Origin of the sequence: Serratia sp. X3, from assembly GCF_014982455.1 — a bacterium.
In the GTDB taxonomy this organism is placed as follows: Bacteria; Pseudomonadota; Gammaproteobacteria; order Enterobacterales; family Enterobacteriaceae; genus Serratia; species Serratia ureilytica.
On record NZ_JADCNB010000002.1, the window covers coordinates 38,381 to 64,887 of the forward strand.

Sequence of the window (26,507 nt, forward strand, 5' to 3'; positions counted from 1 at the left end):
CTTCGCAACTCAGGCACTATCTCATCCCTTCGTGGCATAACTGACTATGTCATTTAATGCTGCCTGCCAATCGCTTGGTGCAATGCCAAAGACTTCGTGAATTTTTTCGCAGTTGAGCATGGAGTTGGCTGGCCTTTTGGCAGGTGTTGGGTAATCACTGCTTGGGATCGGGTTGATTTTTGTCAGATGAGGAGTGATGCCGCGCGCATGCGCCCGTTGCATGATTTGGTCAGCAAATCCCGCCCAATTGATATAAGGGGTTCCAGTAAAGTGATAAACCCCCCAATCAGCGAAGCTTTTATCGCAAACTTTCCCGGCGATGAGCAATAAAGCTTCCGCAATATCGCCCGCATAGGTTGGCCCACCAAATTGATCGCCAACAACGTTGAGTTCCGTTCTATCCTGTGCAAGACGAATCATCGTCTTCACAAAATTGCCACCATGTGTACCAAATACCCAGGCAGTTCGCAAAATGATATGTTGCGGGCAGGCCGCTGCGGCCGCGATTTCGCCGGCAAGCTTACTGGCACCATAAACACCTGTAGGCCCCGTTTCATCCCGTTCGCAATAGGCAGCTTGCTGCTCCCCCTGGAAAACGTAATCCGTTGATATATGTAACAACTTTGAATTACATGCCTGAGAAGCACGGGCCAGATTCGCAACACCGTCACGATTTATCATGTAGGCCTGATCGCTATCCATCTCTGCACGATCAACGGCAGTATAGGCAGCGGCATTGATAATCACGTGGGGGGAAAATGAATTAACGACTTTTTCTACCTGCTCCATGCAAGTGATGTCAAGCGATTGGCGATCAAGTGCTAAAACCTCCCACGTTTTTGGCGCTCGCAGAACCAGTTCTTTACCCACCTGCCCCGCACTACCCACTATCAAAATTTTCATCATTATGACCTGATAAATTTGCCCATTGTGACATTGATATTGCCGCGAATCACGACGCAATAAAGTATTATTTGCTCTGCTGAAGATCCATTAGGAATTTTCCCACTTTATCTTTATCTGACAGCAGGGGCGCCTCAATCGGCCATTCGATACCCACGGTCGGATCATTCCAAAGCAGACAACCTTCTGAAGAAGGATCGTAATAGTCCGTACATTTGTATTCAAAATCGGCGATATCTGACAGAACGACAAAACCGTGCGCCAAGCCAGGCGGCACCCAAAACTGAGTTTTGTTTTCTTCAGACAGGATGACACCTTCCCACTGACCAAATGTCGGCGAGTCGGGACGAATGTCTACAGCGACGTCAAAAACCTCGCCGCGCACGACACGGACCAGTTTTCCCTGCGGGTTCCGCGTCTGGAAATGTAAGCCTCGTAACACCCCTTTCGAAGAGCGTGAATGATTATCCTGAACAAAATCCAGGTCAATATCGAGCATCTCTTGGTAACGTTTTTTCTCGAATGTTTCTAAAAAGAATCCCCGTGCATCGCCGAATACTTTTGGGAGGATTGTTTTGACACCTGCAATTTTACTCGAAATAACATTCATTTTTACTAATCCAATAGCTCACTAGACATAAATCTATCATTAAAATATCTTAACATTAACCACAACTTGAATGGACCGCCGCAGTGCCCTGCTTGTCGATCAGGTTATTGCGATGCTAAACCTGTAAAACGTTGACAACGCGTATGCCGCCGGCAGAGACAGCGGACTGCTTGTTAGAGCCCTGAAAGGGTCACAAACCACATTGATGAAGGGGATAAATATCAAATAATATCAAATAGTTATAAAGACCACTTTCATTATGACATGCTACCGCCCTTGGCTTTCAGCAACCAATAGCTGACCGTACCGTCTCGCGATTTATCTTTGCAGCTTAAACAAGGCTAGCTTAACAGATGCTAAACCACACTTTTTGACCCGACATAAAGCGCGACAACCAAAGCACATTCTGCAAAAAAACTCGGCCCATATGATATCACCATCTATCCGAAAAGACCCTCGGATTATCTGCCCTCTCGCCATTACCTTAAAGTGATTGTTTAATAAATATTCATATAATCTAGTAACTTGCTGATTGTTCGACCGTTGGAAATCCTGTGAACGTTTCAGCACGTCGAACTCAGAAAGTGGCTTACATCTTGCAGAAATACTGAATGGGTTAACCAGGTATGCCAACAGGGGGGTCGTCGAGCATGACAACGGTCTTTGCTCAACGCATCGGACATCACTGTGGCATCTCACTTATATCTTTACTTCACAAGCCCCGACACTCACGCCCTAAAACTTAGTGGCTGCCAACGTTTCATCTTATTCGAACCGGACGGCAAGCCGCTGATCTGCCCGGCGTTCTGATATCGCTTATTTTATCGCTCTGTAAAACTTACCCAGGGTGTCTTTTTAGATAACAGCGGGTTATCCAGTAGTCATTCACTCCCGCGTCGGGTTGCATAATCAACCTACCGAATGCCCGAGCCTAAAGTTAGGCTCATAAAGCAAAGAGCCCATGGGAATAAAAAGTAAATAGAAATTGGCTTAAAAAAGAACGTCAGCATCATTTTATAACTTGCTGGTTATATAGAGAGAAACCCAATTTTAGTGCCCCACCTTAACATGAGGGCATATTTAGGTTAGGCCAAATTTGACATGAAGGCCAAAGAACCTTTATGCCCTCATTGCTTCTCGTCCCGCCCCTAATTACCCCCCATAACTATTTGTCGCTATCAAGATATCTCAGTAAAGATTAACGATATCCAGGCGGATTTTTACTTTGCTAGTTCCATGTATCGCGCATCATCTCATCGAGACCCCGGGTCACTTTCCATCCCAGCTCTCGATAAGCCAGCTCTGCATCCGCCCAGAACGCGGGTAGATCACCGTCACGGTGCGGCAAGATTTGATAGGGAATCGTTACGCCTGATGCTTTCTCAAATGCATGAACCATTACTAACACTGAGTGCCCTATGCCAACTCCCAAGTTATGGGCCTTAAATCCATTGAGCTTCGGCAGATGATCCATTGCCTTCAGATGACCTTCAGCCAGATTCATTACATGGATGTAATCACGCTCTCCCGTCCCATCTTTAGTCGGATAATCCCCACCGAAAATGCCCAGTTTTTCCAGTTTGCCGTTCACCACCTGCGAGATGTACGGCAACAAATTATTGGGAATACCATTAGGATCTTTGCCAATCAGGCCGGATTCGTGAGCCCCTACCGGATTGAAGTAACGCAAAGCAATGATCGAGAATTACGGTTCTGCTTTGGCAAAATCCTGCATTATCAGTTCCACCATCAACTTGGATGTGCCATAAGGGCTGGTTGTCCCGCCGTACGGTGTAGTCTCAACATAGGGCACCGGCGAATTGGCCCCCATATACGGTAGCTGAGAATTAGAAAATGAAATCATGTACGCCGACCTGACGCATAGCATCCAACAGTACCAACGTGCCGCTGGCATTACTCCAGTGGTTTGCGCGTCGACTCCCCGACGGCTTTAAGACCAGCGAAGTGGATGACAGCAGTGATCTCATGTGCGCCAAAAATGCGACGCAAGCATTCGGCATCCTGCACGTCTTCCTGATAGAACAGCGCGGCCTTTCCCGCCAGTTTCTCCACGCGGTACAAAGACTCCGTAGATGAGTTCGATAGCTTGTCCAACACCACCACGTCTTCGCTACGTTCCAGCAGATATAAAACGGTGTGAGGACCAATGTAGCTGGCACCACCGGTGACTAAATTTGTCATACTTTCTCTCTACTATGTATGCCAGTTCCGTAGAATAACTTGCGGTGGTTATAAAAAATATGATCCCCCTGTAAGACCCACTTCTCAACGTCAATCTTCTCGATTACTTTACTTCAACGCTTTGAAAAAATTGCCCTGCTTATCTTTTTCAGATAGCAGCGGATCATTCAGTGGCCACTCAATGCCCACATCAGGATCGTTCCACAATAGGCACCCTTCATGAGCAGGGTTATAATAGTCCGTACATTTATATTCAAAATCAGCGATATCCGAGAGCACGACAAAGCCATGCGCCAAACCTGGCGGGATCCAGAATTGCGTCTTGTTCTCTTCGGAAAGCACGACGCCCTCCCATGCCCCATAGGTAGGTGAGTCCTCTCGGATATCGACAACAACATCAAAGACTTCGCCGCGAACGACACGGACCAGCTTCCCCTGAGGATTGATCTTTTGGAAATGCAGGCCGCGCAACACTCCTTTTGAAGAGCGCGAGTGATTGTCCTGAACGAAATCAAAATCGATATCCAGTGCCGCTTGGTAACGTTTCTTTTCGAACGTTTCCAAGAAAAAACCACGTGCATCGCCAAACACCTTAGGTTGGACGATCTTTACGCCATGAATACGCGTATCACTCACTTGCATCTTATTTCTCCACCAGCAATTGCGCTAAATATTGACCATATTGAGTTTTGCTCAATAATTTGGCTTCTTGTGCCACCTGTTCTTTAGTAAGCCAGCCCTTTCTATAAGCGATCTCTTCCAGGCAAGCGACCTTAAAGCCCTGCCGATGCTCGATAGTATGAATAAACTGAGCTGCTTCAATCAGGCTATCGTGCGTGCCCGTATCCAACCAGGCAAAGCCGCGGCCAAGAATCTCAACGTTCAATGCCCCGCGCTCCAGATACATTTGGTTCAACGTAGTGATTTCCAGCTCGCCACGTGCGGAAGGTTTTACCTGTTTGGCAAGCTCAACAACATGGCGGTCATAGAAATAGAGCCCGGTAACCGCCCAGTTAGACTTCGGCACCGCTGGTTTTTCTTCCAACGATAGCGCCTTGAAGTTTTGATCAAACTCCACCACGCCAAAACGCTCTGGATCCATGACCTGATAACCGAATACCGTCGCGCCCTCTGTTTGTTCGGCGACACTTTCCAGTTTTTTGCCAAAGCTCTGGCCAAAGTAAATATTGTCACCCAAGACCAACGCGCAACGTTCACCGTTGATGAACTCTTCCCCAATCAAAAAGGCCTGCGCCAATCCATCCGGGCTTGGCTGTACTGCATAATTCAGTGTTATACCAAAACGCTGCCCATCACCTAACAAGCGCCGGAATGAAGGGAGATCCTCTGGCGTGGAGATGATCAGAATATCGCGGATCCCAGCAAGCATCAGCACCGAGATCGGGTAATAAATCATCGGTTTGTCATAAATGGGCAGCAACTGTTTTGATACGCCTCGGGTGATAGGGTAAAGACGCGTACCTGAGCCCCCCGCAAGAACAATGCCTTTCATAAACACTCCTTAGATTATTGTTGACGCGAGCCCATAGTTTTACAACGAGGATGCATTCCAGTGAGATAAGCTTTGATTATTGATGCCGCATTATTGCCATTAAGCTTTATGACATTAATTATGAATTTTTTCATCAAATGAATATGCAAACGTACCGTAGGATATCTTCTTGTTGTTATGGCCGTATCGATAAGTCGCTCTCTTATACGAAAAGGACTCTCTTTTCCCTCCGCACGAGAAAGAGAATGGTAGATGTAAGAAGAACTCTTTATTTTAAAACACTCCCCTTTATCTATAAGCTGATAAATTCTGCGAAAAACGCTTACATCAACCCCATATAGAGCATAGTTCTCATCGAATAAATCTACGTTATGTTTTTTAAATTTTTTAACCAAAGAATTATTGATGACCATGCCAGAACCGATAGAATAGGACGTTCTATGGTCCAGATAACGCTCGGTTGTGACAACTTTTTTCGCTTCAATAGGGTAATACGTCACACCATCAACCCTAGAAATAATGCGAGGGAGCTCCATATCATCCTCGTTATAATTCACGGCCCTAGCAAACGCCTCAGTGATCGTCGAATCATCGTCCAATATGATAAATCGCCCGGCCTCTTCATTATCTCGAATAAAATCGTTATATAGAATACTGAGTGGCAAGTTGTCTAGACTATTTATCAACTCAACACATTTAAACTTGGCTTCTATTTTTTCTGCCAATTTCCCTTGCAGGGCAATACTCTCTGGCCCATTATTATGAATAACCAGTTTACTGTTAAAAAAGTCATGCTCAACAAGTGTATTGAGAGTGGCTGAATCCTCAATTTTTTTATTGTAGACAACGACCACTATTGCGTTATTATATCTCATTATAAACCCACCGTATGCACGAAATTATAGAGTTAGCCCCATGCAGCAAAGTGCCGATAAAAAACCCAGGCAAAAATAGCCTTAGTGAAAAAGGCTTATCTCATATTATTTTCTTGGCATTCAGGCTGCGAAATGATGAGTTGGCGAGAACACTTCATGTGTGTGAGCATGGGAGCTATTCCAAGCCCTTGGAAAAAACATTTGTATGGGGGCTGGAAATTCTACATGCCCCCATCGCTTATCGTTCTATATTTAATTAGCCGTTCATACCTATTTATCCCAATCAAGGCATATCAATCAAGATTAGCGATAGCCATGTGGGTTTTTACTTTGCCAGTTCCAAGTATCACGCATCATATCATCGATACCGCGACGAACCTTCCACCCCAGCTCCTGATAAGCCAGATCGGCGTTCGCCCAGAAGGCAGGCAGATCGCCGTCGCGGCGTGGCAAGATTTGATAGGGGATCGTTACGCCTGACGCTTTCTCAAACGCCTGAACCATCTCCAGTACCGAGTGCCCTACGCCAGCCCCCAGGTTATAGGCCTTGAAACCGTTGATCTTCGCCAGATGATCCATCGCTTTAAGGTGCCCTTCAGCCAGATCCATGACATGAATGTAGTCACGCTCTCCCGTGCCGTCTTTCGTCGGGTAATCGCCACCGAAAATCCCCAGTTTATCCAGCTTACCGATCGCCACCTGTGAGATGTAAGGCAGCAGGTTATTGGGAATGCCGTTCGGATCTTCGCCTATCAGGCCGGACTCATGCGCCCCTACCGGATTGAAATAACGCAACGCAATAATCGAAAACTCCGGCTCAGCCTTGGCGAAATCCTGCAGGATCTGCTCTACCATCAGCTTAGACGTGCCATAAGGACTGGTCGTGCCGCCAATCGGCGTAGTCTCGACATAGGGCACCGGCGAATTGGCGCCATACACGGTGGCGGAGGAACTGAAGATAAAATCATGTACGCCGGCACGGCGCATGGCATCCAATAGCACCAGCGTGCCGGTGACGTTATTCTGATAATACTCGAGCGGTTTACGCGTTGACTCTCCGACAGCCTTAAGGCCAGCGAAGTGGATCACGGCAGTGATCTCATGCGCACCAAAGATGCGATGCAGGCATTCGGCATCCTGAACATCTCCCTGATAGAATACCGCGGCTTTCCCCGCCAGTTTCTCCACCCGCTGTAATGACTCCGCAGATGCGTTGGACAAATTGTCCAACACCACAACGTCTTCGCCACGTTCCAACAGAGATAAAACGGTGTGAGATCCGATGTAACCGGCACCACCGGTAACTAGAATTGTCATATCAACCCCTTATACTTCGGCAACACTCTTGGTTCGACAAAAACACCCCATTGATAATGGATGCATCATACAACCGTCTGAGCGCACCATGAAGAGAGAGCGGCAAAAGCCGCTCTCATCTTGGACTCTTAAATATGCCAAGCATGCTAATCGTTAAATTTTTGCAGCGAGCAGCGAAAGAATCTCGTCGGTTTTCTCTTGCATCAGCGCAACATCGGCACGCGATTCGACATTAAGACGCACCACTGGTTCCGTATTGGAAGAACGCAGGTTGAAACGCCAGTTTGCAAACGACATGCTAATGCCATCGGTATAGTCCACCTCATCAGCATGCGGTAAATAGTGTTGTTTAACACTTTCAATGGACACGGCCGGCTGGGCCAATTTGATATTGATATCACCGGAGGACGGGTAGGCAGCAATGCGATCCTGTACCAGCTGCCCCAGAGTTTGTCCCTTCACGCTGACCAACTCAGCGACCAGCGACCAGCGACCAGCGACCAGCGACCACGGAATCATGCCACTGTCACAGTAAGCAAAATCACGGAAACAGTGGTGAGTGCTTATCTCTCCGCCATAAATGGCGTCTTCCACACGCATACGTTCCTTAATGAAAGCATGGCCGGTTTTTGACATCACAGGCACGCCCCCGACCTCGGTGACCACATCGATGGTATTCCAGCTTAGACGCGAATCGTGGATGATCTTCGCCCCGCCTGTTTCTGCAGGAAAGCTTCCGCCAGCAGGCCGACGATGTAATAGCCCTCGATGAAATCGCCTTTTTCATCGAACAAGAGGCAGCGATCGAAATCACCGTCGAACGCAATGCCCATATCAGCGCCATGCTCACGCACCGCATCCGCGGTATCCGCGCGACACTCAGGCAGTGATGGGTTGGAAATAGTGCCGTCCGGCTGAGGCTGATAATGCACCTTGATAAACGCCAATAGCGCCCCCTTCCATGATAATCTGAATTAACTTAGACTTGAAAAATCCTTTATCGGCATGCTATTAGAAACTTGTAATTTCAGATAGTAAAATACACCAGGGTTAATATGTGCAGGACATCATGAGATAATATCAACTCATCAATACCCCTACCTAATTGTTAGAAACCCAACAAGCCACTCAATTAATAGGGCGAGAATGAATATCGAGTTCACTTCCGGCATTACAATATTTCACAGAGAATAGCTTCACCTGTTGTTTAAAAACATCAAACTCAGAAGAAATTTTGTTTTTATAACTTTCAAAATCCGCGTAGCATTTTTCATAATCTTGAAATATATTTTCAATTATCTTCTGAAAATCTTGCTCAAAGCTTTCGGCCGACTCATCAAGCTTATAACAAGATGGAACTGGCACGTCGACTTTATTCGCTGCGCTGCCTCTACGTCCGGTTACCACGCAGCACCCTGCCATAACAGCTTCTCGAGGAAATCGATCTTTCCCAGGATGATCACCAAAGTCGATATAAACTTTACTTCGTTCCAAAAGCTTCCTGACTTCAATTGCCGTCATATTCTTAATTGGGATGAATTTATAATCTGGATATCGACTAATCAGTTTGTTAGAGTATTTTTCGCCTTTCTTTGGATTGTAAGCAATGATATTTTCCCGTTTAATACTTTCATCTATATCTTTCAAATGCGTTTCATTCAAATAATCAGTCAACATGTCACAATGAATCCCTCTGGACTCAAGAAACATCCTTGCATACTCACTCTGCGACAGATGCTGGTAGTTTTTCATTGAACTGATAGATAAGCGATGGCCAGTTAAGATTGACTTAAAATGCCCTACATAGCGTCGTATAAACCAGTTATATTTTTTATGGCTAAAATAGTTATCTACCGAAAGCCACCAAATACAAATCTGTGCAGCACTAAAATTTTTCGCCAATGCGGTGGCAACTTCAGGGATAATAACAATGGCATTGTCACAAACGACATCTTTGTGCTGTGTCACTCTAACATTATAGTGAGCATATTGTTGAGGTAGCTGAAAACTAGTGTCCAGTGGGTAGTATACCATACTGGCATCAACACCGTTTCTGCCAAGAGCATCACAAAATTGGTGCAACAATTCAGGTCCACCAGTAATGCTACCACCAGGGCAACAAATATAAACTTTCTTATTCATAATAATGCCTTAAATATCATCAACCAAGCTAAACGCGGAACGGATTACCTGATGCATATCATAGTACTTGTACTCTGCAAGGCGACCGCCGAAGTACACATTCGCCTCATTCTTCGCCAACTCTCTATATTTTTTAAAGAGTGCCATATTCTTTTCATCGTTTACAGGATAGTAAGGCTCACTTCCTTCCTGCCACTCTTCAGGATATTCCTTTGTTACTACGGTATGTGGCGTCTCAACGGGATCAAAATGTTTATGCTCAATAATTCTGGTATACGGCACAGAGCTTTCGGTATAGTTGACGACCGCATTTCCCTGATAATTATCTGTATCATGTAGCGTCTCAGTTTCAAAACGCAAGGAGCGATATTCGAGCTTTCCAAATTCGTGCCCAAAGTATTCATCAATAGGTCCGGTGTAAATAACCTTATCCGCCAGAGAAGTAAAGTGCTCTCGATCCTCCAGGAAGTTTACTCCCATTCGCACCTCGATCCCGTCAAGCATTTTTTCTGCTATTTGAGTATATCCGCCAACAGGGATCCCTTGATAACGATCAGAAAAATAATTATTGTCATAGGTCATTCTTACCGGTAGACGTCTAATAATAAATGAGGGCAGCTCAGTGGCTTTACGCCCCCATTGTTTTTCCGTATAGCCTTTAATCAGAATTTCATAGATATCCCTACCAACCAGATTGATGGCCTGCTCTTCCAGGTTTTCCGGTTCTTTCCCGGCTAACTCCTGCCGCTGCTCATCAATTTTTTTCGCCGCCTCTGCCGGTGTTTTGACGCCCCAAAGCTGGTAAAACGTATTCATATTGAACGGCAGATTAAACAATTTCCCTTGGTAACTCGCCAACGGTGAATTGGTAAACCGGTTGAACTCCACAAATGAATTAACGAAGTCCCAAACTCTCTTATCGTTGGTATGGAATATGTGCGCACCATATTTATGAACATGCACACCATCATGATTCTCAGTGTAGATATTCCCGCCAATATGATTGCGACGTTCAAGAACAAGAACCTTTTTTCCTCTTTTATTTAATTCATAAGCACATGTTGCGCCAAAGAGGCCAGCCCCAACGATGAGGTAATCGTATTTCATTTTTTTTCCTTTCTGAAAAGAGGTATTTTGAATTTAATGATCGCGAAAAGCATTGAGAGCGTGACGAAAGACTCCGTTATTAACACGGAAATAGCGGCACCATCCTGCTTGAAGTAGTAGGCCAACGGGAACAATATGGAAACATTGAGCAGACCTGACATTATCAGTATTCTACTGAATATTTTTTTCTTGCCGAGAACCAGTAAAGTCTGAATTCCGAATACGTTACTCATGCAGATAACAATTGGAATGAAGGCTATAATTCTCAATACGGTAACTGTCGGCTCATAGTTTGCGCCATAAACAATCGTTACCAGCTGTGAGCTGAATATGAAGAGGAACAGGCTCGCCGACAAACCGATAACGGAAAGAATAACAAGAAGTTTTCGTATCACCGCGAAACCTAAACTCTTATCCTTCGCCATCGAAGAGTTAACTCGAGGGAAAAATGCCTGAGATACCGGTGAGATCAGCCCCTGTGCTGCCTGCCTGAGCTTATCCGCAGCAACGAAGTACCCCACAGCCGTGGGACCGGCAAGAAAACCAAGAATGACGGTAGTACTGGTTGTATAAAGGCTGATAGCGGCCGTTGATATAAAAACATGCCAACCTTCTTTGTACTCTCTTTTGATCTCACTCCACTCAGGTCTTACCCAAGTAATCCATTTGTTCTTCCAAATAAGGAATAATGCTATACCGCCGGCAAAAACGGATGTGATGCCATTGATTCCACCAGCCAGCCAAGTATCATCAGCATGTTGCACTAAAGAAAATACTAATGGAATTGTCGTTAGGCGGGCTGTTATATTGGAAAGTGCAATCCACCCCATCGTCTCTTTCCCCTGAAAAAGCCAGACAGGGAATAAAGCCGAACCAAAAACAGAAATGTAGCTTGCAATAAGTATCCAACGTAAATTGTACATTTCACTATTAAGTGAAATCAATCCAAATAAAATAACGCCCCCAAAAACACCCAGTAATAACTTGCAACTAATAACGTTCCAAAATATTTTACTTACATAGCGTTTATCGTCCTTATTAACCGCAATTTTCTGCGTGACGGAGAGGTTAAACCCGTAGTCAGTAAGAATGACGAAATACTGCGTAATCGCTAAAGCAAAACCCAGGCTACCATAGCCTGCAGGTTGTAAAACCCTAACTAAATAAGGAAGGGTTATTAATGGTATTATATAATTGACACCTTGTATGCCAACCAATGAAACTATATTCTTAAATATTTTCCTGTCCAATCCATTTCCCTCACAACAACACCAAAGTGCCCCTGTAATTATAAATATAGTGTTTCAACGATTTAATTATGAATCGATGAAAATACAGACTAGTCAGTCATAGTTTATGCGTTCCGCTCAACCTGTGGTCAAAATCCAACATGTTGCCAATAAGAACCAAAAACCAGATACCTTACACAACACCGCAGCCAGAATGATCTGATATTTGGGTTATCCGACAACGGCTTAACGCGGGTGAGGCACGCTACCGCCCTTGGCTTACAGAAGCCAAACTCTGATATGGACTCATCCAGTTGTTACAACTCACTAGGCTGCACTGACGCAACCACACCTTAATAAGTGAAAAATCAATAACATCCCCCTAAACCTGACATCGAGCCACACAAAAAAAGAGCGTGGGACGATGGTCAGACGTTGTCGCTGACATCAGTATGTTTATTCACAATAGACAGTTGGACATTCTATGACAGTCGACGACAGAAGTAACATAACGTATTGAAGCTAGAAAGAGCAGCGCCAGGCTGCTCTTTCAGAATAATACGCAGCTTTCACTTAGCTGCTTGATGATTTATTAACCTCGACTGCGGGCAAAATACTGCGCCACACGCAACACATCCTTCTCGTCCAACGTGCCGGAGTCGCTCAGCAGGGTAATCCAGGACTTGATGTAGGTGTACTTGGCAGAGGCCAGATCGCGCTGGGCGCTGTAGAGCTGCTGTTCGGCGTTGAGCACATCGACGTTGACGCGCTGCCCCGCCAACACGCTTTGCCGGGTCGCCGTCACCTGCGTGGTCGCCGACTTCACCGCCAGCTCGTAGGCCGCCAGCTTGGCACGACTGCTGATGCACAGATTGAACTGCTTGCGCAGATCGTTCAGCGTCGTGCCGACTTGCGTGTCCATTTCGGCCATCGCCTGGCCGTAGCGGGCCGCGGCCTGCCGGGTGGAGGCCGCCACGCCGCCGCCAGAGTAAATCGGCAGGCTCACCTGCACGCCGATGCTGTCGGTACGATATTTCTGGTTAACCGTGTTATCGCTACTGGAGTCGTTTTCCGAATGCGAAGCGTAAAGTTGCACGTTCGGCATAAAGCCGGCGCGGTTTCTCTCCACTTCGTATTTCGCCGCATCGACGCCATGGCGCGAGGCGGCCAGCACTGGGTTATTTTCCAGGGCGATCTTTTGCCACTCTTCAAACTTCGACGGGATCAGCGGCGCCACCTTGAATTGCCCTGGCCGTAAGCTCTGCAGCTCATCCAATTGATTCAACGGCACGCCGATGATCACCTCCAGCTCACGCTGCGCAGCGTCCAGCGCGTCACGCGCTTCTATCACCTGCGCCACTGCCAGGCTGTAGCGCGCCTGCGTTTCGGAGACGTCGGTCAGGGTCCCCTCACCCGCGCTCATCAGACGATCGTTCAACGCCAACTGTTCTTTATAAGCTGCTTTCTGCGCCTCGGCCAAGGCGATTTGATCTTTGGCATAGGCCACTTCGACATACGCGCTGATCACCCTCACCGCCAGATCGAGCAGTTTGCCGCGATAGCGCTCATCCGACATCATCGTCTGCGCCACGCCGCCTTTATAACGTGCATAGGCCTCATAATCGAACAGCGGCTGCGTCAGCGTCACCGAGCTGGAGTAGCTGCGGTACTGCTGGCGCCGCGTCGCTTCCGTTATGTTGCCAAAGAAGTCGCTTTGCGGATATTTCTGGGTTTGCCAGTTACGCGGCGAATTCTGGTAATTCAGCGATACCTTCGGCAGCAGCCCCGCCCTGCCGATATTTTCGTTTTCATCCCCCGCTTCTTTCTCTTTTATAGCCGCCCGGAAGGTCGGGTCCTTTTCTAATGCCAGCGAATATGCGTCTAAAATCCCTATCGAATAAACCGGCGCAGACATCGCAAACAAAAGGGTGCCGATAACCAGACCGGCAGCCTGTCGTTTTGAATGAATCAAAATTATTCCTCGGTTAATGAAGTATGAGCGCGATCCAAAATAGGTTTAAACAGATAGCTCAGCAGCGAGCGCGACCCCGTTTTCACGAACACCTCCACCGGCATCCCCGGCTTGATGTCCTCGCCACTGAGCATTTTCATGCCCTCCGGCGAGACCGTAACCTGCATCTGGTAGTAGGGTTCGCCATTGGTTTTGTCGACCAGACGGTCGGCGGAAACCAACGTGACCGTTCCCGGAATTTTCGGGGTTTTGTTTTGGTTGAAGGCGGTAAACATCAGATCCACCGGCAACCCGTTGTACACCTTATCTATCAGGTCGACTTTGAGGCGAGAATCCACCACCAGAGTCGCCTGGCTGGGCACAACGTCCATCAGGTGGTCACCCGCTCCCACGACGCCCCCCTGAGTGAAGATATTCAATCCGACCACGGTGCCGTCCACCGGTGAGGTGATGGCGGTGTTGCCCAGATCGAAATCGGCCATTTGCAGCTTGTTGCGGAACTCGCTGGCGTCCATTTGGGTTTGCGCCAGCTGCGTTCTGACCTCGCGCTGATAATCAGCAAAGCGCTGATCGATGCGTTGCTGAGATTCCTGCAGTTGCTTTTGCAATTGGCCAATCCGCCCGACGGTTTCGTCGATACTGCTGTTCACCTCGGCGAACTGGCGTTGAATTTCCAGGTAACGGTTGCGCGGCAGGTATCCATCCGCGGCCAACTGCTTCATGCTGTTCATCTGTTCGCGCAAACTGGAAAGCTGGATCTGTTTATTGGCACGCGAATCCTGCAGGCCTTTCAACTGGAAGCGGATCCCGTCCATCGACTGCTTATAGCCGTCGATTTCACTTTGCAGCCCCTGGCGGCGGGAAGCGAACAGCTGCGTTTGCAGCGCAATAATCTCCGCGACGCGCGGCTGATCCTTAACCTGAGCAAAAACAGGAGAAAAAGTGACCTTGCCCAGACCATCCCGTTCAGCGAGCAAACGCCCTTCGGTAGCCAAGGTGGTGTAGTACTGATCGCGCAGCGAATCGACCTGCGCTTGCGCCTGCACCTGGCTCAGTTGCACCAGCACCTCACCGGCTTTCACCTTATCGCCGTCTTTCACCGCGATATTTTTGATGATGCCACTGGCCGGAGCCTGCACCGTTTTACGATTGCCGGAAACGGTTACCGAGCCCGGCGACGCCACCCCTTTATCCAGAGGCGCAAACGCCGCCCAGGCCAAGAAGCCGAACACGCCCACTCCCAGCGCCAACCACCCCAGGCGGGTATAACGACGCTCATCCAACGGGATCTGTTCTGAGTACGAGTCATGCGGCTCGCCAATATGCGTAGACATACCAACTCCTTTGACTGCCGGCGACGCAACGGCGCCGCCAGGCGAGTTCACGGCTTAATTAGTTTGAGTTTTAGGGATATCGCCTTCATCCGGCTCGGAGTTCACCGCACGCACCGCCTGCGGAGGCACCTGCGCTTTTTGCGCATTGGCCAGGGCCTGCAATACCTGCTGCGTTGGGCCAAACGCATTGACGTTCCCGTTAACCAGCAGCAACAGCTTGTTGGTCATCGCCAGCAGATTGGTGCGGTGAGTAATCAGGATCACCGTTTTATTGCGCTGTTTAAGGAACGTAATGGCCTGGTTCAACGCCCGTTCACCGGCATCGTCCAGATTGGAGTTGGGTTCATCCAGCACGATAAGAGAGGGATCGCCATACAGCGCACGCGCCAAACCGATACGCTGTTTCTGGCCGCCGGAAAGCCCGGCGCCACCGCTGCCGATCACCGAATCATAGCCATTGGGAAAGCGCAGAATCAGCTCATGCACGCCGGCCAACTTGGCGGCCTCAATCACTTTCTCCGAGTCCAGCTCATTGAAGCGGGCGATGTTCTCCGCGATGCTGCCGGCGAACAGTTCAATATCCTGCGGCAGATAACCGATATAGGGCCCCAACTCGTCCTTGTTCCACTGGTAGATGTCGGCATTGTCCAGTCGCACGATGCCTTCACTGACCGGCCAGATGCCGACCAATAGACGCGCCAGCGTCGATTTGCCGGAGGCGCTTGGCCCAATAATCCCCAGCACGTCTCCCGGCTGAACGGCGAAGCTGACGTTATGCAATACCGCGCTCCCCTTCGAGCCCGGCGGCGTCGCGGTCACCCCTTCAACGGAAACCACCCCTTCCGGCCGCGGCAGCGACATGCCGGTACCGCGAGGCGGATGCTGTTCCAGCAGGCGCACCAGACGCTGATAAGCCAGCTTGGCGGAGCTCCAGCTTTTCCATACGTTAATCACTTGCTCGATCGGCGCCAGCGTGCGCCCCATCAAGATGGACCCGGCGATCATCATGCCCGGCGTGATGTGCCCATCGATCGCCAGCCAGCCCCCCAGCCCCAAAACCAGCGACTGGAGCGACAAACGCACAAACTTGGTGATCGATGTCACCCGCGATGCCCGCTCGCTGGCGATACGCTGACTATTCAGGAAGCGCTGGTGTAAACCGAACCAGCGTCCCTTCAGGTTAGGCAGCATCCCCAGCGCTTCGATCACTTCGGCATTGCGCAAATTCGTGCTGGCCAGATTGCCTGACATGATTGAAAGCCGGCTGGCATCCGCCAGCGGCTTCTTCGACACCACTTCGTTGATCACCGCCAGGGCGATCAACAGCAAGGAGCCCACCAGGGCGAACAACCCCAACCAAGGGTTAAACAGGAAAATCACCAACAGATAGATCGGGAACCATGGCGCATCGAAGAAGGCAAACAGCGCACTACCGGTCAGGAATTGGCGCACGTTGGTCAAATCGCTCAGCATCTGGCCGGCATCGGACGAGCCGTTCTTTAAATTCGCCTCGTAAGCCGCCGTATAAATGCGCGTATTGAGGCGCATGTCCAGCTGGCTGCCGATGCGGATCACCACCATGCTGCGTACGTATTCCAGCAAGGACATCATGCCGAACATACCCAGCATGATCAGCGTCAGCATTAACAGCGTGATTTCATTGCGCGAAGGCAGCACCCGGTCGTAAACCTGGAGCATGTAAATGGAAGGAACCAGCATTAACAGGTTAATAAACGCAGTAAATATACCAACGGTCCAGAAGACTTTGCTGCGTGTACGTATAACATCCGCAATTTCGTTGCGCGGGATAAATTGATTCACGTTCTGCCCTTACATCATGTGCACTGTCAGTCCAATCCGCATTGACCCCCTCCCTAAAGAAATTCCTAAAAAAAGAATTATCCCGAGAAGGCTCACCCCAAAGAAATGCCCGAGACTGCAGATACTTTCGTTAACTATAGGTAGAGAAAGTGAAAACCGGCAAGGTGGGCCATAAAAAAAAAGCCGGTCACAAAGATAAAACAAACCATGACAAAACAATGAGATACAGAAGAGCAAAGATAAGAGGGGAAGATAACGAAATGGAATAACTTAGAGAGGATGACGCCGCTCACAAAATTAAACATGCGGGGGATTACGCCCCCGCATTATTTAATTCCCAATAGTCCCATGAGGAATTATTGGTTATTGCAACTTTACCCTTAGGCGTAGTGCAGAGTATCCACCAATTGCTGGTGGTTCTGGCCGGTCAGGTAAATAACCGTGTCGTTGGCATCCAGCGTGTGGTTATTGTTGTTATCAATAATCACATAGGAGTCAGCATTGTTACCTGTACCGCTGAACACCACCGAGGCCACACCCACTTTCGCCGTCAGCGAGTTTGGATTGCTCAGGCCCAGGATACCGCCCAACAGGCCGACAACGCCGGTGGTCAGACCGCCAACCAACGAGCCTAACAGTGCATCCAACGTATCTGCAGCGCGAGTACCGTAATCCGCCACCGCAGTACCGGTATTGGACAGGGTCAGCCCGGAAGCAGCATCAACGATCTTGTCTTTCGCGGTGCTGAAGTCGGTGATGGTGACCCCCGCCTGCGAGTTACTGGATTTCAGATCGTAAGTATTCGCTCCGTTACCGCCAGTCAGCGTGGTGTTACCCAGCACGTTGAAGCTGTCGGTCGTCGACGTTCCTTCCACCGTCAATTGGTAACCGTTCAGACCCAGCGTGTTCAGCAGCGGAGTCAGCAGCGCCGTGGTAGCCGCACTCAACGGCAAGGCTTTCAGCAGTTGCACGATAATACCGTCACCGGTACCCGCATGGCTTGAATCCAGGTTCAAACCGCCGGTATTGGTAGAGGCATTGATGTCACGCACGTTGCTGTAGCCCGCGCCCACGGTCAGGTTCAGCGCATGGTCGCCGGTCACATTAACAGTCTGAACCTGCGCATTGGTGCCGGCCAGAGACAGAATGTTGTTGAACGAACCCGTACCGCCGGAAGCCACGTTCACCGTTGTCAGCGCAGTGCCCAACAGGGCGCTGCTGCTGCTGTTCAGGCTGATGGCGCCGGCATTCACGTTGGCAGAGCTCACCGCATCGAAGTTGATGTTGAAGTGATCGGTGGCGTTCTGCACGAAGGTGAAGTTCAGCGTACTGGCTGAGGTCGCGTCCCCTTTCACTTCCAGCTGCGCAGCATTGCCGCCGGCGGCGTTGATGACGTTGACATTAGCCAGGCCGGAGATCACGAAGCCTTGCGTACCCAGGTTGGTCGCCGCCGCGTTCTGGGTGACCGTGCCCCCCGTGGTGCCTTCCACCGTGGACGTGCCGTTGGTCAGGCCGAAGTCGAAGGTGTTGGTTGGCGTAGTGACGGTAGTGGTAGTCGGTGAGCCAATCAGCGGTGTCGTAATCAGCGTGCCGACAGACTTACCGATGTAACCGGTCAGATCAATCTGCTCGAAGTTCGAGAAGTTATTGGCGTTGCTGGTCACCGTACTGGTGCGCACGCCCAGGGCGTTCTGGTTAGTCACGACGGTTTTGGTGATGAAGTTGGCGGAGATGGAGTCCGTCCCTGCGCCGCCGTCAGCCTTAACCGTGTTCGCGACAGTGTTCGCCCCACCGGAAACACCGTTACCCGCCCAGTGCAGGCTATCGTTGCCAGCGCCGAGGTTAAACTGTGCGGTACCGGTCGCGATATTAGCCGTCGAAGTAACAACCACGTTATCTGCACCCGAACTGGCGTTCAGAATCACATTGCCGTTGTTGACGGTGACAGCAACCCCTGGGTTGACGCCATTGTCAGACAGGTTCACCGTTGCCGCGCTGGTGCCGTTGATGGTCAGGTTGGCCAAGTGATCGGCGAACTTCAGGTTGACCAGGCTGGCGGCGTTGGCGTTCAACACCACGTTGGTCAACACCGCGGTCTCCGCATTGCTCAACGCATGGCTGGCGCCGGTATTGACGGTGCCGGTGCCGTTGCCGCCCCCCGCCGTAACAGACAGATTGGCATTAGTTTTATACAACAAGCTGGTGCCGATATCGAATTCGAAAGCATGTTGTTGAGTTACGGTTGCCGCATCCGTCGCGGTCGAAGAGCGCAGATCATTAATAATCGCTTGGGTAATGATCCCTTTGTCTGAGCCCAATGCACTGTAAATAGCCAGTTGGGCCGTCGTGGCGGCAACACCATGCACCGCGGTGAAAACATGCTGGATAAAATCAGTGCCGGTTAACTGCCCGCCCTTACGTTGGAACTCGGAAGAACTAACCAGGTTACCGATCAATGAGTTATATGACATGCCGGCAGCTAACGCTTTGCTCCAGGTGTCTAACCCGGAAGCATCAACACCACGTTCCGGAACGCCCAGGTAGACAGCTGCGATTTGTTCCTGGAACGCCAATCCTGGGAGATGGCCTGGTTGGTACACGGTCGTAGCGCTATTGAAATGTTGCTGCGCCGTCAGATCGCCGGCCGCGACGGTGCCACGCAATGCCTGGATAATATCAACCACCAGATCGGCACGAGTCGCGCCCCCCTGCAGCAATGACAGGAAGCTGGCAGATTCGGCAGAGGATGGCGCACGCTCGTAACCAAATTGGAACAGACGGGCGATAAATGCGTCGTCACTCAGCGAAGTCAGGTAAGAACGCCCCGCAATGTTGGCGGCCGCAGCCTGAGTGATCGTCATCCCGGCATTGATTTTAGCGCCAAAATAGTTGACGGCATCGGCCGTCACGGTCGAACCGATAACATGCAAAATAGCTTGAATATCCGATGCACCCTGCCCTAAGGCAGCGGAGGCCGTCGAAGGATATAGCAACGTGTTAACCGTGTTTTGGAATGCGGTCTGTTGAGCCAATATCGTGGCGTCGCTACCGCTGTAGTTCAGCAACCCGCTGACGACATTGGAAACCGCCGAACTCAGGGTGTTGCCATTCAGGAAATCAGTCAGTTGTTGAGATGTGGCGGCAGAACCGTACTCACGAGTATAGATAATCTGCAGAATTTCCGAGTCGGTTTTCCCAGAATAGAGCGCATTCCCGCCGGAAGAGCTGATGAAGAACTGTGCCAGTTGCGCTGCGGTTTGTGTGCCACCTTCGAGCTGCTGCCCATAGGTATTGATCTCGGTCAGAGACGGAGTACGTCCCAAAACCGAATAGTAGATCGCCGCCGCCTGCTGCTGAGATGCTAGAGAAGCCATAAAAAACTCCTAATCTAAGTGAGATAAGGTAAAAAGAACGTTCCACACAACTTTCGATGTTCAGCAACATAAACTTAGCTGCTGAATTTAAAGAAGTTTGGTCTTGCCTGTAAACTCAACATCAAATTAATAGCAATAAAATCAATTCCAGCCAAATAACTCTCCTAAACGCGCCCATAGTTATTTACTGAGTAAAGTATCTGATGACCGGATCTGTCAAGGAACGCAATGAGATTATTGTTACGTCAATTAAAGGCAGCACATCTAACGGTAAGGCGATGGTTAATAAGATAATTTGTTTAAACTTCGAATAAAATGGCAATGATATTGCCATTTTCATATAAAGATCGCTTCAGTGATGGCTCAAACCTAAGTTAGACAGAGAAAAACCATACTAAATAGAGAGGATTTTTTTCAGACGTGCAATGCCGGTTAGTCGCCGCGGAGGGATGGGGGATAGGGGCATAAGTGATATAAAGATAAAAACTATCTCATTGAAGAATAAAGATATTACATGAACGTTGAAAAGTTGGAGCACGATGATGAAGGCGGGAAACAGGCATAAAAAAAGCATCTTCATCGATGGTGATGAAGATGCCCATAGATAATACCGATAGAAATGAATCAGGTAATCGCAGCAAACATGCTCAGAGAGGCATCGCTTTGACCAAGCTGGACTTAACTCGTCTGCCAAAGTGGATCGATGGCAACTCGATATATTTGTATACCAAATATGAAAACGGCAAAGTTAAAATCGCCCCGACACTCCCCCAAAAATAGCGAGCGCCATTGTCGAGATTAGCTGTCAGATGTTCGAATACAATCAACAGGCTAGGATGAATCAGATAAATAGAGTAACTAATAACACCCATGAGCACCATGAATTTGTTATGAATTTTGAGCCGCGTTGTCAACAGGATGAACAGCAGCATGCTGAGATAATACGTCAAAGTATATCTCATCGTATGCCCGGGCTCCGAACCATAGGAATAGAAACTGACTAGCGGAATGACGCAAGCAAAAATCGCGATATAGTAAATCGCCTGTTTTTTAGCGAATAGATCGCCTTCCAACAAATATGAACGCCATAAACCGCCAAACATCATGAGTGACAATGCAAGCGGCAGAGCAACAGGAAATGCAGCATCCAGCTTATGTCTGGCAACTCCCATCGCCAGAGCAACAGCCAACATGACAAGCGCAGAAATAAAATTGAATCTTACCTTGTTGAGTAACCCCAGGATGAAGGCGAATACACACATGATGTAAAAGACCAGTTCAATAAACAGCGTCCAATATACGCCGACAATATCTTTCACGTGCAAAGCCGTTTGAAACATGGTGATGTTGGCCAAAATTTGCCGCAAGGGGAACTGCTCACCAAAGCAGTAAGAAACAACAAGATACAATAACAACGAGAACCAATATCCAGGGTAAAGCCTGAAAAAGCGCGAGATAAAGAAAGCTTGAACACCGCCGTTTTCACGACGAAAACTAAAGGGAATGATAAACCCGCTGATAATAAAAAATAATACGACACCTATTTTACCGACATCAAAAACATGGGAAAAAACATACTTATCGTAACCGTAAATCGGCACCAAAAAATGGGCAACAACTACACTTATCGCCGCAATCCCTCGTATCGAGTCTACATAATCCAAACGAACAGGAGTTTTATTGTCAGCGGTGGTTTTCGCCTGTTTATCTATTTGCATAGAAACCACCTGATGTTGAGAAAAATATTTATCAGTCATAATCCAGGAAAAATAAAAGCCCAAAATAGTAAAAAAAACATTAACGCGTCGGCGATGATATAGGCTTATCGGATAACATCAACACGGGAGTATCTCCTTGCAACACAGTTTTCTGGCTGTTTAACTCAATCAACGGTTGGGCGGCAGACTCTTTCGTCTTCTGTACTGGCGCGCTGCTGATTAATGCTCTCAAACCATTTGCCTGAGCTGAAGGTTGCACCACTTGCGGTTTTTGCCAATAGAGCATCGCATACTGATTACCGCTTCCCTTCAACGCAATACTTATCACACCGTCAGACGATACTTTGTAGTCACTTACGGTGAAATCGCGCGCTACCTTGGCAATTTTTTCGTAAGCCAGTGCAGCGGCTTTTGGTTGTTCATGTCGATTAAACAGACCAAAACGGTGTTCGTTGATTGCCGGATTATCACCATCATCAATAAGATCATACCACCAAATACCTTTGATATACGGTCGCGATTTAGCCAACATCGTATACTTAACAACGTATTGCGCAGCAGCAGCATCACTCAACCCGCCGGGGCCATTGTAAGTCGGCACCCCCATCTCTGTAATATAAACAGGGACTGTTTTTTGGGCGATGGCTTTTATCTTCTGTTCAAATTTGTCGATAGCGTTAAGATTATCCTCAGGTGCTCTTAAGGCTAAATCGGGTAAGCGGTAAGAATAAGGATGCACCGAAATACCATCGATGCTATTCAGGATGCCCAACTGCATGAGTCGTTTGAACCAGTTGAACCCTTCTGGCCCGATCGGACTAAGCGAACCGGCGAGAACGATGGCATCGGGGTCAGCCCGTTTGACGGCGGCGGAAGTCTTCTTAACCAGTTCAGCAAACACCTCCGGCGGTGGAACAGCTGTCTTCTTGCTCGTGCCCGTCCCTACAGTCCACTCATTCCAAACTTCGTAATATTTTACCTTTCCTTTAAAGCGCTTTGCGGTCCAGTATGCATAATTGGCAAATCCATCGATAGCCGCAGGCGTGGTGGGGTAGTCTGGTGCGTTATAGGCGGTATTGCCGTAGGCAAGAATAAGTAAAGAATTCAACCCATACTGAGAGAGGCCGTATTGATAAGCATCATCTTCCTTGGTCAATGGGCCGGTGACGTTCATCACGCCAGACGTTTGCTCCACCGCCGCCCATAAATATCCGGCTCGGAAAGAAGTAAAGCCATACTCTTTGATTAAAGACAGATAGCTGTCTGTAAGTTTGGGGTAGTGACGTAAATGAACGTTCACACCCACTTCAAACGCATTCGCGTTTCCGTATAAACCGAACAATAACGCGCCCGCAACCGCGCATGCTTTTACTATTCTCGCATAGCCTTTTACGGGGCTACGTGTGGTACCAGGCTGGATTTTCAACGCGACCTCCCGCACGCCCCAGGCAACCTGTTGGACAGGAAGCCCGATGAGGCAATTTACCATCAGAGTAATTAATAAGCTGTTTTACTGACGAACCCTTTAAATATCGTCAAGAAAACAATCTTTACATCCAACCAAACGCTCCAGTTCCGAATGTAATCAAGGTCAAATTCAACACGCTTTTCCATTTTATCCAGTGTGTCGGTTTCACCCCGCCAGCCATTTATCTGGGCCCAACCTGTGATGCCAGGCTTCATTTTATGCCGCAGCATATAACCCTTGATCAACTTACGATACTGCTCATTATGCGCAACGGCGTGAGGGCGTGGCCCTACAATCGACATGTCGCCTTTCAGCACATTGATAAATTGAGGCAGCTCATCGAGTGAAGTACGGCGCAGAAATGCCCCCACCGGTGTCACCCGCGAATCGCCCTTTGTCGCCTGAACGACTTTATCGCCATTCTCCATTACCTTCATGGAGCGGAACTTCCACACTTCAATCGCCTTGCCATCCATGCCGTATCGGCGCTGTTTGAAAATCACCGGGCCAGGAGAAGTAAACTTCACTGCGGCTGAAATCAACACCAGTACCGGTGAAATAAAGAGCAGGATAAAAATGGAGAGAACAATATCTTCCACCCGCTTTATCACCTGGTTAATACCACTCATTGGTGTATCAAACAACGAGACAACGGATACGCCGTTAATTTCTTCCGAGCGCGACTGCAACATATTAAAGGTGAATATGTCTGGAATCAGCATCACGGAACACGTGGTATCGGAAAGTTCAGTCACCGTATCCTTGATCAGCTTTTCTTGCTCCATAGGCATCGCGATATAAATCCGATCAACTCGACCACACTTAGCGTCCTCAATTAGTTGCGCTAAATCGCCACGGCGTTCGATCACACTGTCCAATGGCTCTGCACTGTCATCATAGATACCCAGTACCCGGAATCCCATCCAATGCGCATCACTCAACGTTTCCGCGAGCCGAATACCAACCGGCATCGATCCCATGATGGCGATATTACGGGTGTTAAATCCTAAATTCCGCATATATCCCAGCATCAAACGGATAGTGCTGCGTGTAATGACTAAACCGCAGCAAACAAATAAGTACCATTGAATATATACTATATATTCATTATTAAAATCATTGACAAATGCAACAGCGCCCGAAGTCATCACCAAGCTTATCGTCCAGTTTTGGATAATAAGCCGAATCTCTAACCCTGCTCGCACACCGCGCCAGGAACGATAAAAATCCGTAATGCCGCCGATCATTTGAAATATCACAATCGACGTTAATACCATAACCCAGTGTTGTATGGCGAAGCGCGTTCCTGAAATCAGACAGGATAAGTAGAGCCCGCAAAAAACGATAAAAATATCGGAAAATCGTTGCAACATTGATGTCAGGGACGCATTGGTATGCAAACTCCCACGACGGAAACCATTCATAGATAACGGCCTATTCGCTAGCATAGTATAGATGCCTTTTGTTAGTTTTCTCTGGTACCTATATTCCTAAAGCCGGGGCAATACAGCCCCGAACTTCCAATATAGCGTAAGTGCAGAGTTTAACTGCGGAGCAAGGCAAGAATTTCCTCTGTTTTCTGCTGCATCAATGACGGATTCGCCCGCGACTCAACGTTTAAGCGAACCACCGGCTCCGTGTTCGAGCTGCGTAAGTTGAATCGCCAGTCAGAAAACTCCAAACTGATACCATCGGTGTGATCGAACAGCAGCGCATCAGACCGATAGCATTCCAGGACTTTATCAATCGATGCCTGAGGATCTTGCAGATGGCTGTTAATCTCCCCGGAAGCCGGGTAGGCAGCCATGCGATCGGCCACCAATTGTCCGAGGGACATATTCTTCAGACAAAGCAATTCGGCAACCAAGAGCCATGGGATCATGCCGCTATCGCAATAAGAAAACTCGCGGAAATAGTGGTGAGCACTCATCTCACCGCCATAGACAGCATCTTCCTTACGCATGCGTTCCTTGATAAAGGCATGGCCGGTTTTCGACATGACAGGCACGCCACCGCTGGCGTTGACCACATCAATCGTGTTCCAGCTTAAGCGCGGATCGTGAATGATTTTGGCACCGGTTTCTTTCTCCAGAAACGCCGCAGCCAGAAGGCCAACAATATAGTAACCTTCAATAAAGCCGCCCTTCTCGTCAAACAGGAAGCAACGATCGAAGTCGCCATCAAACGCAATGCCCATATCGGCACCATGCGCGCGAACCGCTTGCGCCGTATCTTCACGACACTCAGGCAACAGAGGATTAGGAATACCGTTAGGGAAATTACCATCCGGCTGATGGTGAACCTTGATAAATTCGACCGGAACTTGCAGTTGCTTGAAACGTGCTTCAATGGCATCGATCACATGCCCTGCTGCACCATTGCCGGAATTGACCACCAGTTTAAGCGGCTTCAGATTTTTGACATCGATATAGCCTAGCAGGTGCTCAATATAGGCATCCTCTACGGAAATCTTACGGTAGCTGCCACGCGCAGAGGGATCCACTTCGGCAAACTCGTTCCCTTCGGCCAATCGCTGAATATCGCGTAAGCCGGTATCACCGCTGATCGGTTTGGCCTGGCTTCTCACCAGCTTCATGCCATTGTAATCCATAGGATTGTGGCTGGCGGTCACTTCAATGCCACCATCAATACCCAAATGGAAAGTCGCGAAATAAATCTCCTCGGTACCGCTGAGCCCGATATCCAGTACGTCAACGCCGGCATCACGCAAACCTTCAGCCAGCGCCAGTTTTAGCTCTTCACTGGTCAAACGAACATCGCCACCAACCACAACTTCGCGTGGTTGCAAAAACTCACCGTAAGCCCGACCGATACGATAGGCAATATCCGTATTTAACTCCTCACCTAACCGGCCACGAATGTCGTATGCTTTGAAACAAGTTAAAGTTTGAGTCATCCAAA

Annotated in this window: 17 protein-coding genes and 2 pseudogenes; all 19 read right to left on the reverse strand. The window is 48.7% G+C overall.

Annotation, left to right across the window (positions count from 1 at the left end; genetic code table 11):
• Positions 1-21: 21 nt before the first annotated feature.
• On the reverse strand, positions 22-906 hold the full coding sequence (gene rfbD, locus IMX17_RS10485; RefSeq protein WP_182264830.1) for a dTDP-4-dehydrorhamnose reductase: 885 nt from the start codon (positions 904-906) through the stop codon (positions 22-24).
• Positions 907-970: 64 nt separating this feature from the next.
• Positions 971-1,513, reverse strand: a complete 543-nt coding sequence (rfbC, locus tag IMX17_RS10490) for a dTDP-4-dehydrorhamnose 3,5-epimerase (protein WP_182264831.1) — start codon at positions 1,511-1,513, stop codon at positions 971-973.
• Positions 1,514-2,741: 1,228 nt separating this feature from the next.
• Positions 2,742-3,715, reverse strand: a pseudogene (gene galE, locus IMX17_RS10495) (UDP-glucose 4-epimerase GalE).
• Positions 3,716-3,823: 108 nt separating this feature from the next.
• Positions 3,824-4,357 carry a dTDP-4-dehydrorhamnose 3,5-epimerase gene (gene rfbC / locus IMX17_RS10500; RefSeq protein WP_182264832.1) on the reverse strand — a complete coding sequence of 178 codons (534 nt, stop codon included), beginning with the start codon at positions 4,355-4,357 and terminating at the stop codon, positions 3,824-3,826.
• Between the two features lies 1 nt (position 4,358).
• Entirely contained in the window at positions 4,359-5,228 is an 870-nt protein-coding gene (gene rfbA, locus IMX17_RS10505) for a glucose-1-phosphate thymidylyltransferase RfbA (protein WP_182264833.1), read from the reverse strand.
• Between the two features lie 14 nt (positions 5,229-5,242).
• Positions 5,243-6,103, reverse strand: coding sequence for a glycosyl transferase (locus IMX17_RS10510; RefSeq protein ID WP_182264834.1), 861 nt, complete (start codon positions 6,101-6,103; stop codon positions 5,243-5,245).
• Between the two features lie 303 nt (positions 6,104-6,406).
• Positions 6,407-7,420 carry a UDP-glucose 4-epimerase GalE gene (galE, locus tag IMX17_RS10515; RefSeq protein ID WP_182264835.1) on the reverse strand — a complete coding sequence of 338 codons (1,014 nt, stop codon included), beginning with the start codon at positions 7,418-7,420 and terminating at the stop codon, positions 6,407-6,409.
• Between the two features lie 153 nt (positions 7,421-7,573).
• A pseudogene (locus tag IMX17_RS10520) lies at positions 7,574-8,376 on the reverse strand (phosphomannomutase CpsG); the annotation flags it as partial.
• A gap of 172 nt (positions 8,377-8,548) precedes the next feature.
• On the reverse strand, positions 8,549-9,562 hold the full coding sequence (locus tag IMX17_RS10525) for a hypothetical protein (protein ID WP_182264837.1): 1,014 nt from the start codon (positions 9,560-9,562) through the stop codon (positions 8,549-8,551).
• A gap of 9 nt (positions 9,563-9,571) precedes the next feature.
• Positions 9,572-10,669: a UDP-galactopyranose mutase gene (gene glf / locus IMX17_RS10530; protein ID WP_182264838.1), complete on the reverse strand. Its 1,098-nt coding sequence runs from the start codon at positions 10,667-10,669 to the stop codon at positions 9,572-9,574.
• A complete protein-coding gene (locus tag IMX17_RS10535; RefSeq protein ID WP_182264839.1) occupies positions 10,666-11,919 on the reverse strand; it encodes a flippase in 1,254 nt (417 codons plus the stop codon). Before IMX17_RS10535 ends, glf begins: the two co-directional genes overlap by 4 nt.
• Positions 11,920-12,490: 571 nt before the next feature.
• Positions 12,491-13,870 carry a TolC family outer membrane protein gene (locus IMX17_RS10540; protein ID WP_193549750.1) on the reverse strand — a complete coding sequence of 460 codons (1,380 nt, stop codon included), beginning with the start codon at positions 13,868-13,870 and terminating at the stop codon, positions 12,491-12,493.
• A gap of 2 nt (positions 13,871-13,872) precedes the next feature.
• Positions 13,873-15,204, reverse strand: coding sequence for an HlyD family type I secretion periplasmic adaptor subunit (locus tag IMX17_RS10545; RefSeq protein WP_193549751.1), 1,332 nt, complete (start codon positions 15,202-15,204; stop codon positions 13,873-13,875).
• Between the two features lie 54 nt (positions 15,205-15,258).
• Complete coding sequence (locus IMX17_RS10550) at positions 15,259-17,025, reverse strand: type I secretion system permease/ATPase (protein WP_033650615.1); 1,767 nt, start codon at positions 17,023-17,025, stop codon at positions 15,259-15,261.
• A 380-nt stretch (positions 17,026-17,405) separates the two neighbouring features.
• Complete coding sequence (locus IMX17_RS10555) at positions 17,406-20,399, reverse strand: DUF4214 domain-containing protein (RefSeq protein ID WP_182264841.1); 2,994 nt, start codon at positions 20,397-20,399, stop codon at positions 17,406-17,408.
• Positions 20,400-21,046: 647 nt separating this feature from the next.
• Positions 21,047-22,117, reverse strand: a complete 1,071-nt coding sequence (locus IMX17_RS10560; RefSeq protein ID WP_193549752.1) for an acyltransferase — start codon at positions 22,115-22,117, stop codon at positions 21,047-21,049.
• Positions 22,118-22,196: 79 nt separating this feature from the next.
• Positions 22,197-23,543, reverse strand: a complete 1,347-nt coding sequence (locus tag IMX17_RS10565) for a cellulase family glycosylhydrolase (protein WP_227414548.1) — start codon at positions 23,541-23,543, stop codon at positions 22,197-22,199.
• Positions 23,544-23,614: 71 nt separating this feature from the next.
• Positions 23,615-25,009, reverse strand: a complete 1,395-nt coding sequence (gene wcaJ, locus IMX17_RS10570) for an undecaprenyl-phosphate glucose phosphotransferase (RefSeq protein WP_193549753.1) — start codon at positions 25,007-25,009, stop codon at positions 23,615-23,617.
• Between the two features lie 119 nt (positions 25,010-25,128).
• Positions 25,129-26,502 (reverse strand): phosphomannomutase CpsG, encoded by a 1,374-nt coding sequence (cpsG, locus tag IMX17_RS10575; RefSeq protein ID WP_033650612.1) that lies wholly within the window; start codon positions 26,500-26,502, stop codon positions 25,129-25,131.
• Positions 26,503-26,507 lie beyond the last annotated feature (5 nt).